Here is a 12,244-nt window from a genome sequence, read left to right on the forward strand (position 1 = left end):
AACAAAACATAAAAAATATAATAATTCAGTGCTTTAAAATGCTATTTTTATCCCGGACCCATGTTTAATTGTTAGTTTTCTTTACCCTGCGGGGAAAAGGTCATGAAATGAGATCAGGCAGATATATCGGTGTGATGTCGGGCACCAGCCTCGACGGTATTGACGTGGTGCTGGCGGCTATTGATGAATACACAGTTGCGCAGCAGGCCAGCTATAGCCACCCGCTGCCGCAGGATATCAAAAAGGCCGTTCTGGGCATGTGCCAGGGACAGCAGGTCACGCTGTCCGCACTGGGGCAGTTGGATACCCGCCTGGGGATCCTGTTCGCCGAGGCGGTACTGGCATTGCTTAAAGAGACGGGAGTGAATGCGCGGGATATCACCGCCATCGGCTGTCACGGGCAGACCGTCTGGCATGAGCCGAACGGCACGGCGGGCTGTACGCTGCAAATCGGCGATAACAACCGCGTTGCCGCCATGACCGGCATTACCACCGTGGGCGATTTTCGTCGCCGCGATCTGGCTTACGGCGGGCAGGGGGCGCCTCTGGTGCCGGCGTTTCATCACGCGCTGCTGCAGCACCCGACCGAGCGCCGCATCGTACTGAATATCGGCGGCATCGCCAATTTGTCGCTGCTGGTTCCGGGGGCCGCCGTGCGCGGCTATGATAGCGGTCCGGGAAATATGCTACTGGACGCCTGGATCTGGCGTCATTGCGCGCAACCCTACGATAAAGACGCCAAATGGGCCACGGCGGGGCAGGTTGAACCGCAGTTGCTGCGGCGAATGATGGCCGATCCCTATTTTTCCCTGACGGCGCCGAAAAGCACCGGGCGTGAATACTTTAATCTGGGCTGGCTGGAGAAAAAACTGGTCGGGCTGCCGCCGATCCCGGCTCAGGACGTTCAGGCCACGCTGGTTGAACTCACGGCCGTCAGTATTGCCGATCAGGTTCTGCTGGCCGGCGGCTGCGAACGATTATTGGTGTGCGGCGGCGGCGCCCGGAATCCGCTGATTATGGCGCGGCTTTCGGCCCTGCTGCCCGGTATTGAAGTCGGCCCGACGGATGAATTCGGCGTCAGCGGCGATGATATGGAAGCGCTGGCGTTCGCCTGGCTGGCTTCCCGCACGCTATCCGGCTTGCCGGGAAATCTGCCATCCGTTACCGGCGCCAGCCGGGAAACGGTGCTGGGGGCGATTTACCCCGCCGCGATCGACTAATCGGATTTTGCTGAGATGTCATCGACCGGCCTGTTGCTACACTGAACGCGGCGAAAGCGTCGATGCCGTCCGCGCGTCGCGCGTTTCACCGCTATCGGCAACAACGGGAGAAGAATAATGAAATCACTGCTGACAGGGGCGGTGCTGGTCCTATTAAGCGGATGCAGCTATTTTGGTCATCAACGGTCGGTTAACACCCTGTCTTATCAGTGCGGCACCATGCCGCTGACGGTAACGATGCGGCAGGACGATAAATCGGCGTCACAGGTCGTTTTCCTGCTGGACGGAGAACGTCACACCCTACCGCAGATCCCCTCTGCCTCCGGCGCAAGATTCAGCGATGGAAACTACACTTTCTGGAGCAAGGGAAACCACGCCTTTATCCAGCGCGGCGAACGGGTAATCGTTGATGACTGCGTTTTGCGATGAGCGAGCTGTAACGCGGCGTTTTTGCTCGGGTTGATGCTGACCCGACAACGACCGATGGTGTCGCCGGCGATTGAGATTTTGCGGGTACGGGCGCAGAATAACGAGATTCATCTCCTCTTTTAACTTGCCACAGCGGGACATCATCACACTATGACACAGGAAAGTACGCCTTCCTTTCAGGTACCCGATATCGCGGATCTGCGCCGTGAGTATACGCTCGGAGGACTGCGCCGCCGCGACCTTACCGACAATCCGCTGGATCTGTTTGAGCGTTGGCTGAAGCAGGCATGTGAAGCCCGGCTGGCGGATCCCACCGCCATGTCGGTCGCCACCGTCGATGAGCAGGGGCAACCCTATCAGCGTATCGTGCTGTTAAAACATTACGATGAACAGGGCATGGTGTTTTACACCAATATGGGAAGCCGCAAGGCGCGGCATCTGGCGCACAATCCGCAGGTGAGCCTGTTGTTTCCCTGGCACATGCTGGATCGACAGGTCATGGTGCTGGGGCGTGCCGAGAAGCTGCCCGCGCTTGATGTCATTAAGTATTTCCACAGCCGGCCGAAAGAGAGCCAGATCGGCGCGTGGGTCTCCAAACAGTCCAGCAGGATCTCGGCCCGCGGCATTCTGGAGAGCAAATTTCTGGAGCTCAAACAGAAATTCCAGCAAGGCGAAGTGCCGCTGCCGAGTTTCTGGGGCGGTTTCCGCATTACTATCGACTCCATGGAGTTCTGGCAGGGGGGCGAGCACCGCCTGCATGACCGCTTCTTCTATCAACGGCAGGGCGACGGCTGGAAGGTTGATCGTTTAGCGCCTTAATCTTGAAATATCCTGGTTAAACTCTGGCGATCCTGCCGTGAGCGCTTTATCCTATGGCGTTTCGCGCCATCGCCGCTTTTGAGCGGGATGGGCGTACAACACGATATTTGGCATAAAAACGGAGTTATCGATGGCGAGTAGTAACCTGATTAAACAACTGCAAGAGCGGGGGCTGATTGCCCAGGTGACGGACGAGGAAGCGTTGGCGGAGCGACTGGCGCAAGGGCCGATCGCACTGTATTGCGGCTTCGATCCTACCGCCGACAGCTTGCATTTGGGACATCTGGTTCCGCTGCTTTGCCTGAAACGTTTCCAACTGGCGGGGCACAAACCGGTGGCGCTGGTGGGCGGGGCGACCGGCCTGATCGGCGATCCGAGTTTTAAAGCCACGGAGCGTAAGCTGAATACCGCGGAAACCGTCAGCGAATGGGTGGAAAAAATCCGCCGCCAGGTCTCGCCGTTTCTGGATTTTGACTGCGGCGAAAACAGCGCGATCGCCGCCAATAACTATGATTGGTTCGGCAGTATGAACGTGCTGGATTTCCTGCGCGACATCGGCAAGCATTTCTCGGTTAATCAGATGATTAACAAGGAAGCGGTCAAGCAGCGTCTGAACCGGGACGACGTGGGCATTTCCTTTACCGAGTTTTCCTACAATCTGCTGCAGGGCTATGACTTCGCCTCGTTGAACCGGCAGCATTATGTTGAATTGCAAATCGGCGGTTCCGACCAGTGGGGCAATATCACCTCCGGTATTGATTTGACCCGCCGCATGAATCAGCAACAGGTTTACGGCATGACCGTGCCGCTGATCACCAAGTCCGACGGCACCAAATTCGGTAAAACCGAAGGCGGCGCAATCTGGCTGGACGCCAGCAAGACCAGTCCTTACAAGTTTTACCAGTTCTGGATCAATACCGCCGATGCCGACGTTTACCGCTTCCTGAAATTCTTCACCTTTATGAGCCTTGAAGAGATCGATGCGCTGGAAGAAGAGGATAAAAACAGCGGTAAGGCGCCGCGCGCGCAGCATGTGCTGGCGGAAGAAGTGACCCGTATGGTGCATGGCGAAGCGGGCCTGGCGGCGGCGCGCCGCATTACCCAGAGCCTGTTTTCCGGTTCGCTGCAGGATATGACGCAAGAAGATTTCGCCCAGCTGGCTCAGGATGGCATGCCGATCGTCGAGCTGGAGCAAAGCGCCGATTTACAGCAGGCGCTGGTCAACGCCGAGCTGGTGCCGTCGCGCGGCCAGGCTCGCACCATGATCGCCTCCAACGCGGTGACGGTCAACGGCGTAAAACAGGCCGATGCGGAATATGCCTTTGGCGACGGCGATCGCCTGTTCGGCCGTTACACCCTGCTGCGCCGGGGTAAAAAACACTACTGCCTGATCTGCTGGAAAGCATAAGTACGGGAAATCAGGGAGCGCAAGCTCCCTGTCTCTTTTAGCGGTTATTGATGCGCGCATGCGCTGGCAAGGATTTGAGTCACAGCAAATGAAAAACATACTCTCCATTCAGTCACACGTTGTTTTCGGCCACGCCGGCAATAGCGCCGCCGAGTTTCCCATGCGGCGGATGGGCGCAAACGTTTGGCCGCTTAATACGGTGCAATTTTCCAATCATACCCAATACGGCCATTGGACCGGCTGCGTCATGCCCGCCGGCCATCTGACCGAGATTGTGCAGGGCATTGCGGATATCGACCGACTGAAAGATTGCGATGCGGTGCTGAGCGGTTATATCGGTTCGCCTGAACAGGGCGAGCATATTCTGGGCATCGTTCGGCAGGTCAAGGCGGTAAATCCGCAGGCGCTCTATTTCTGCGATCCGGTAATGGGCTCGCCGGAAAAAGGCTGCATCGTCGCGCCGGGGGTGGCGGACTTTCATTGCCGTCAGGCGCTACGGGCGGCGGATGTGATTGCGCCCAACCTGCCCGAGCTGGAGCAGCTCAGCGGCCATGCGGTACACAATGTGGCGGAAGCGGTAGACACCGCGCGGGCGCTGTGCGAACAGGGGCCGAAAATCGTGCTGGTCAAGCACCTCAGCCGCGCGGCTTACCGCAGCGACAGCTTTGAAATGCTGCTGGTCACGCCGACGGATGCCTGGCATATCAGCCGGCCGCTGGTGGAGTTCGAACGTCAGCCCGTCGGCGTCGGCGATCTGACCAGCGGATTACTGCTGGTGAATTTACTCAAGGGCGTGGCGCTGGATAAAGCGCTGGAGCACACCACCTCGGCGGTGTACGACGTTATGCTGATAACCAAAGAGATGAACCAATATGAGCTGCAGCTGGTCGCCGCTCAGGACGGCATCGTTAATCCGCGCCATCATTTTCAGGCGGTGCGTCTGTAGAGGTAAGAATAAAGCGCGGCGGTCGCCGCGCCTTTATGTTCAGCCTTTCAGCCTTTCAACCTTGAGCGCCGTTGCCACCGAAGGCCGTTCGGCAATGTGTTCAAGGTAAGCGGCCAGCGCAGGGTAGCGGAACATATCCAGCTTCAGCGACTGCGCCCAGCGCATAACGGTAAACAGATAGGCGTCCGCGATGCTGAACCGGTTGGCGACCAGGTAATTCTGTTCGCTCAGCACCAGATTGATATAACGAAATCTTACCTGCAGATACTCAAACAGCAGCTCTTTGTAGGTTTCCGGCGTGCCGGGACGAAATATCGGGGAGAAGGTTTTATGTAATTCAGCGGAGATGTAGTTAAGCCATTCAATGGTGTGGTAGCGCGCCATACTGCCTATCGGCGCAATAAGATTGCAGTGCGGAACCTTGTCCGCGATATACAGCGCAATGGCGACGCCCTCGGTCAGCACGGAATTATCATCAAGCATTAAGGCGGGCACCAGCCCTTTGGGATTAATCGATAGGTAATCCGTCCCGCGTTCGGTTTTCCTGGTTTTGAAATCCACCTTTTCGAGTTTGAAGTCCAACTTGGACTCCAGCAAAACAATATGAGCAAAAAGGGAACTGCTTTCCGGCTTATAAAACAGCTTCATGTATAACCCCTTGATATTATTTTTTTATCCATCAACAGATGGGCTGCGGTTTATTCACTGAACGCGTTTTTATTTTTACTACAACTGGCGATATCAGGCTGTGAGCCATCCGGCAAAACGTTTGTCACCCCCCCCCAAAGAACGATAGCGAAGAGATCGTTAGCCTTATTTACTATCGGCTAAAACGACCGCTAACTTTACTTAATTTTCCACCGGGAAAAATCTCTCCTTAACGCCAATTATCAATAGCCAGAGGCTATCGCTGCGGTTATTGGGTGTTGTTGCAAAAATGTTGTTTTTTGTTTGTGTTATATTTAAACAAGACCGTATGTTCAGGCTGGGTATTGAATGGCCGGTTGACGCAAAATAATGATTAATCAGGTCACTTTGGGAGGAAGCATGTCATCTCATTTTCTTCGCGACAGCTGTCTGGATACGCTTAGGGTACGGCAACAAACCTATCACTATTACAGTTTGCCCCTGGCGGCCAGGCAACTTGGGGAGATTGATAACTTACCCAAGTCATTAAAAGTATTGTTGGAAAACCTGCTGCGCCATCTGGATGGCGATACCGTCCGGCAAGAGGATCTGCAGGCGGTGGTTTCCTGGCTGAAAACCGGTCACGTCGAGCGGGAGATAGCCTACCGTCCCGCGCGCGTGCTGATGCAGGATTTTACCGGCGTGCCCGCGGTGGTCGACCTCGCCGCCATGCGCGCCGCGGTGCAACGCCTGGGCGGCGACGTCAATAAGGTGAATCCGCTGTCGCCGGTCGATCTGGTGATCGACCACTCGGTGACGGTGGATCACTTTGGCGACGAGCTGGCGCTGGCGGATAACACGCAGTTGGAAATGGAACGCAACTATGAGCGTTACCAGTTTCTGCGCTGGGGGCAAAACGCCTTCAGCCACTTCAGCGTGGTGCCGCCGGGAACGGGCATTTGCCATCAGGTGAATCTGGAATATCTGGCGAAAGCGGTGTGGCATGAACAGCGGCAGGACAAACTGCTGGCCTATCCCGATACGCTGGTCGGAACGGACTCGCACACCACCATGATTAACGGCCTTGGCGTACTGGGCTGGGGCGTCGGGGGAATTGAAGCCGAAGCCGCCATGCTGGGCCAGCCGATTTCCATGCTTATTCCGGACGTGGTCGGGGTTAAATTGAGCGGGAGAATGCGCGAGGGGATCACCGCGACCGATCTGGTGCTCACCGTGACGCAGATGCTGCGCAAACACGGCGTGGTCGGCAAATTCGTCGAGTTCTACGGCGACGGCCTGAACTATTTGCCGTTGGCCGATCGGGCGACCATTGCCAATATGGCGCCGGAGTACGGCGCGACCTGCGGTTTTTTCCCCGTCGACCACATCACGCTGGAATATATGCGCCTGACCAACCGCAGCGACGACCAGATCGCCCTGGTCGAGTCCTACAGCAAGCAACAGGGATTATGGCGCAATACCGGCGATGAGCCGGTATTCACCAGCCAGCTGGCGCTGGATCTGGATAGCGTGGAGACCAGTCTGGCCGGCCCGAAACGTCCGCAGGATCGGGTGGCGCTGGCGGCGGTGCCCCAGGCGTTCGAAGCGAGCAGGGAGCTGGATATCAATACGGTGAAAACCCGGCCGGAGTATGAAGAATTTACCCTGGACGGGGAGACGCACCAGCTGCATCAGGGCGCGGTGGTGATTGCGGCGATCACCTCCTGTACCAATACCTCGAATCCCAGCGTACTGATGGCCGCCGGATTATTGGCGAAGAATGCGGTAAAGCGAGGGCTGAAGAAAAAGCCCTGGGTTAAAACATCGCTGGCGCCGGGCTCGCGCGTGGTAACGGACTATTACGCCAAGGCCGGCTTAACGGCCTATCTTGATGAGCTGGGCTTTAATCTGGTGGGATACGGCTGCACCACCTGTATCGGTAATTCAGGTCCTCTGCCTGACGCCATCGAAACGGCGATTAAAGCCGGTGATTTGAGCGTCGGCGCGGTGTTGTCGGGAAACCGCAACTTTGAAGGGCGTATTCATCCGCTGGTGAAAACCAACTGGCTGGCCTCGCCGCCGCTGGTGGTGGCCTATGCGCTGGCGGGAAACATGAATATTGATCTTACCAGCGCCCCCCTGGGAGAAGATAGCCAGGGCCGCCCGGTCTATCTGCGGGATATCTGGCCGACGGCAAAAGCGGTGGCCGACGCCGTATTGAACGTCAGCGCGGATATGTTTCATAAACAGTATGCCGCGGTATTTGAAGGTACTCAGGAATGGAAAGATATCGAGGTCGATAACAATCCCACCTATCAGTGGCCTGCGGAATCGACCTATATCCGCCAGACGCCGTTTTTCCTCCAGATGGAAAAAGAACCGGAACCGGTGCGGGATATCCATAACGCCCGCATTCTGGCCATGCTGGGCGACTCCGTCACCACCGACCATATCTCGCCTGCGGGTAATATCAAACGCGACAGCCCGGCGGGACGCTACCTGCTGGAGCGCGGCGTAGAGACCAAAGAGTTCAACTCTTACGGCTCGCGCCGCGGCAATCACGAGGTGATGATGCGCGGCACCTTCGCCAATATTCGTATCCGCAATGAGATGGTGCCCGGCACGGAAGGGGGGTATACCCGGCATATCCCATCGCAAAACGAGATGACCATCTATGACGCCGCCATGCGCTATCAGCAGGAAGATGTCCCGCTGGCGCTGCTGGCGGGCAAGGAGTACGGCTCCGGGTCCAGCCGCGACTGGGCGGCGAAAGGGCCGCGTTTACTGGGGGTGCGCGTGGTTATCGCCGAATCCTTTGAGCGTATTCACCGTTCCAATCTTATCGGTATGGGGATTCTGCCGCTGGAGTTCCCAAGCGGAGTAACGCGCAAGACGCTGGAATTAACCGGCGATGAGCAGATATCGATTAGCGGATTGAACCAGTTAACGCCCGGCGCCGCGGTGGACGTAACCATTACCGATAACGCAGGGAATAGCCGGGTGATTAAAACCCGCTGCCGTATCGATACCCGCAACGAACTGACCTATTACCAGAACGACGGCATTCTGCATTATGTCATTCGCAATATGCTCTGAATGCTGAATCGCGCTAGCGGATAAGCCCGCTAGCGCAGCGAATGCAAGCCAGATTAGGCGCTGGATCAAATTTCAATTATTTAGTTGATTGTATTTTGTACAATAAATGACCATGTTCACAGTTCCGCCCTCTGCGCCGCGCTAAGGTGATCCCCGGCGAGCGTTTCTTACCCTGAAAGATGGAGATATGGCCCGTTCTCACGGATAGTCAGGGTTTGACCCCTCTCGCATACTGGCTTTCAGATGCCGGCAGGATAGTTTTAGGGCGATAGCGCGCCTGTGCTCCATTACAGGGATGTCCTCGCATTCAATCGTCCATTTCCTTTTAAAGACAGTCAGGCATAAATCTCATTCTTTTTAAATCAAATACCTTCAATAGCTGCGGACGTGGATTTCAATATATCGCCAAGGCTATACCGGAATATTTTCCATGGATTTATCGGATTAAAAGCAATGAGCCAACGCCGATGCCGCTTGAAAATAAACGCTGAATTAGCGTGTCGGGCATCGGTAACAGGAAGCCGAATAAATAAAATATATATTAAGAGGGACTGACTCATGAAACATGCATTTTCTATCAGGACGCTGCTCGCCGCGCTGATCGCGGCGTTACTCTCTTTCCCGGCCTATGCGGACAAAGTATACGACACCGATATTGTCGTCGTCGGCGGCGGCGGAACCGGTCTCGCCGCGGGCGTGCAGGCAAAAATGCTCGGCGCCGAGGTAATCATACTGGAGAAACAAGCCATTGCCGGCGGTTCGGCAAATTACGCCGAAGGCATTTTCGCCGCGGAAAGCACGATGCAGAAAAGACAGGGCATTGATGTGTCGAGGAAGTTCGCCTTCCATGCGATCATGAACTACAGCCACTGGCGGGCCAACGCGCCGCTGGTCAGCGCTATTGTGCTCAAATCCGCCGAGACTCTCGAATGGCTGCAACAGTTCGGGGTGAATTATGAGTTTATCGGCGTAGGCGCTTTCGGCGGTCCCCTGACCTGGCACGTGGTGGGCGAGCTTGAGATTAACGGCAAACGTTACAATCACGGCAGCGCGGTAATGGCGGCGCTGAACAAGAAATTTCTCGATCTGGGCGGCACGATTCTGCTGCAGACGCCGGGTAAGAAACTGATTAAAAAGGACAACCGTATTGTCGGCGTTGAAGGGGTCAATAAAGACGGTGAAAAGGTCATCGTCAACGCCAAGGCGGTGATCATCGGCACCGGCGGTTACGGCAACAATAAGGAAATGCTGAAAAAATACGCCCGATTTCCCGACGTGATTATGGTCGGTCAGGCGGGCAAGGACGGCGAAGGCATTCAGATGGCCTGGGACGCGGGAGCGGGCGAGGAGGGGGCGGAGATTATGATCCCCTATCGTCCCGGTCTGCCTGATTTTTCTACCACGTCGCACCTTATCGCGGCCGCGGTTCAGCCCTATCTCTACGTCGATCCCAACGGCAGGCGGTACACCGATGAGCACAATATCTCCGAGTGGCCTTTCTCCGGCAACGCGCTGGAACGCATCGGCGGCGTGGCCTACTCCATCTACGACGAGCAGACAAGACAGCTGTTTCTCAACGACGGCATCCAGAGCTCCTTGGGCGAATGGGTAATCTATGGCACCAAGCTGGATAAACTTGACGAGGAGTTTAATAAAGAGCTGGCCAAAAACAACGGCAACGTTTTCAAATGCAATACCATCGATGAGGTGGCGCAGAAAATCGGCGCGGACCCCAAGGTGCTGAAAGAAACCATTGCCAATAACAATAAAGCGGCGACGATACATAAGGACGAACAGTTCTTTAAAAACGCCGACTTTCTGCGGCCGGTGGAAAAAGGGCCGTTCTATGTGACCAAGCTGCAGCCCCGGGCGCTGGGTACGTTCGGCGGCATAAGGATTAATGAGAAAACGGAAGTCGTGACCGCGCAGGGAAAAACCATTCCCGGGCTTTACGCGGGCGGGCTTGATGCGGGCGGCATGTATGGCGACAGCTACGGCCTGGAAATGGGCGGAGCCAGTTTCGCTTTCGCGCTGAACGCAGGGCGGATCGCCGCGGAAAACGCGGTTAAGTATATAAAATAAATATCCGCGACTCCCTCGCCGTATTTATATATATACCCTAAATAATTCGAGTTGCAGGAAGGCGGCAAGTGAAGGACAAATTCGTCGGGAACGAATTTGACCAGCCAACGGCTGGCCTCCGGTGAGAGACAGGATGTCTCTCATTCAATCCCGATGAGCTTACACCGGTAAGTGATTCGGGTGACTGAGCGCAGCCAACGCATCTGCAGCTTGAAGTATGACGGGTATACGGCGGGTATTTTCTCTTTTTTTAGAGGGAAGCAAAATGAAAAATTTTGCGCTATTTCTATCATCGATATTATTAATATCAAATCCTACCGCATTTGCCGCGGACAATCTGCAACAGGCCTTTGAACAGGGAACGCTTAAAGGCGAACTGAGAGGCTATTATTTCGAAAGGAATTTTGATAAAAGCGATAAAAGGGCCGATCTGGCCGCCGGCACTTTATTTTACTACAACACCGCGCCCGTTAACGGAATAAGCGCCGGCGCCGCTTTCGCCAGCGCCAACGATATCGGCAGCAACGATAGTCATCAGGTCTACGGTCTGGTTCAGGGATACGGCACCAAGAAGCATCAGAGTTTCTCGCGTCTTCAGGAATATTATGTGCAGGGCGACTGGTTCGATACCCGCATAAAATTCGGCGCGCAGGAGATAAACACCCCCTTTATGAGCGGTCATGATATCCGGCTGCTGCCCAAGACCTACCGGGGTCTCTCCGTGGTGAATAACAGCGTAGAGAATCTGGAGTTGTCCGCTTACTATATTACGGCGTTCGAAGGCTGGTGGGACGATCAGTTCACCTCGATGATATCCGTCGACGGCAAAGAGGTGAACCGGGATCTGGTCGCCGGCGGAGCGAAATACCGGCTCCCCGTCGATGTCGCCGACGTTCAGCTCCAGGGCTGGATATACCACATGGACGATGTATTCGACACCGGCTTTTTCAAAGTTCACGCGGCGAAGGACGTCGGCGATTACCAGCTGTTTTTCGCGCCGTCGGTGCTGTTTCAGAAGTCGATCGGCAAGGAGCTGGGCGGCAGGGAATTCGACACTTACCAATATGGTTTCAACACCGGCTTCAAGGCTCATGGTTTCCATATCACCGCGTTCTACGCCAAAACCGGCAACGACGAGCTCTATGTGCCCTGGGGCGATGAAAAAGTCATCATCCAGCAGATCAACGCCGCCGGTCGGGCCGACGAGACCGCCTATGCGCTGAGAGTCGCTTACGATTTCTCGCAAATCGGCGTCAAAGGACTTAACGCCTATATCTTCCACGCCTATTACGATACCGACAGGCTTCAGTACTCCACCCAGCAGGCAAAAGACGTCAGTGAGACCGACTTAAGCGTGCAGTACGATTTTTCCGGCGCCCTTGACGGATTCAGCGTACGTCTGCGCTACGCGTTTATCGATGCGGAGAAAGGAGAGAACTTCGACGACATTCGGCTTTACCTGCGCTATCGCTTTACTCTCGGCGGAAAACGGGGATAAACCAGCCCGCGCCTGGCGTAGGATATTCCCGCGCCGGGCGCTATTCCTGACGACCGCATTATATCCCCTTGCCGTGGAGGGCATCCGCGCGGTATTACTCATATCGGTGTTAAACGGTG

General features: G+C 55.6%; 9 protein-coding genes. 8 read left to right on the plus strand and 1 reads right to left on the minus strand.

Annotation, left to right across the window (positions count from 1 at the left end; genetic code table 11):
- Positions 1-107: 107 nt before the first annotated feature.
- From anmK to pdxY, 5 genes are all read left to right on the plus strand, one after another.
- Entirely contained in the window at positions 108-1,220 is a 1,113-nt protein-coding gene (anmK, locus tag MFP24_RS04860; protein ID WP_249229530.1) for an anhydro-N-acetylmuramic acid kinase, read from the plus strand.
- 117 nt (positions 1,221-1,337) lie between these two features.
- Positions 1,338-1,649: an MliC family protein gene (locus tag MFP24_RS04865; protein ID WP_249229529.1), complete on the plus strand. Its 312-nt coding sequence runs from the start codon at positions 1,338-1,340 to the stop codon at positions 1,647-1,649.
- 150 nt (positions 1,650-1,799) lie between these two features.
- Positions 1,800-2,468: a pyridoxamine 5'-phosphate oxidase gene (pdxH, locus tag MFP24_RS04870; RefSeq protein ID WP_249229528.1), complete on the plus strand. Its 669-nt coding sequence runs from the start codon at positions 1,800-1,802 to the stop codon at positions 2,466-2,468.
- A gap of 130 nt (positions 2,469-2,598) precedes the next feature.
- On the plus strand, positions 2,599-3,876 hold the full coding sequence (tyrS, locus tag MFP24_RS04875) for a tyrosine--tRNA ligase (RefSeq protein ID WP_249229527.1): 1,278 nt from the start codon (positions 2,599-2,601) through the stop codon (positions 3,874-3,876).
- Positions 3,877-3,964: 88 nt separating this feature from the next.
- A complete protein-coding gene (gene pdxY / locus MFP24_RS04880; RefSeq protein ID WP_249229526.1) occupies positions 3,965-4,822 on the plus strand; it encodes a pyridoxal kinase PdxY in 858 nt (285 codons plus the stop codon).
- Between the two features lie 39 nt (positions 4,823-4,861).
- On the opposite strand, the gene gstA is transcribed toward pdxY, so the two are convergent.
- Complete coding sequence (gene gstA, locus MFP24_RS04885) at positions 4,862-5,470, minus strand: glutathione transferase GstA (RefSeq protein WP_249229525.1); 609 nt, start codon at positions 5,468-5,470, stop codon at positions 4,862-4,864.
- Positions 5,471-5,869: 399 nt separating this feature from the next.
- Between gstA and acnA the strand changes: the two genes are divergently transcribed.
- From acnA to MFP24_RS04900, 3 genes are all read left to right on the plus strand, one after another.
- Positions 5,870-8,545 carry an aconitate hydratase AcnA gene (gene acnA, locus MFP24_RS04890; protein WP_249229524.1) on the plus strand — a complete coding sequence of 892 codons (2,676 nt, stop codon included), beginning with the start codon at positions 5,870-5,872 and terminating at the stop codon, positions 8,543-8,545.
- A 558-nt stretch (positions 8,546-9,103) separates the two neighbouring features.
- Positions 9,104-10,627: an FAD-dependent oxidoreductase gene (locus MFP24_RS04895; RefSeq protein ID WP_249229523.1), complete on the plus strand. Its 1,524-nt coding sequence runs from the start codon at positions 9,104-9,106 to the stop codon at positions 10,625-10,627.
- 265 nt (positions 10,628-10,892) lie between these two features.
- Positions 10,893-12,125 (plus strand): OprD family outer membrane porin, encoded by a 1,233-nt coding sequence (locus MFP24_RS04900; RefSeq protein ID WP_249229522.1) that lies wholly within the window; start codon positions 10,893-10,895, stop codon positions 12,123-12,125.
- Positions 12,126-12,244 lie beyond the last annotated feature (119 nt).

The sequence above is a fragment of the Brenneria tiliae genome (assembly GCF_023347575.1).
Classification (GTDB): Bacteria; Pseudomonadota; Gammaproteobacteria; order Enterobacterales; family Enterobacteriaceae; genus Brenneria; species Brenneria corticis.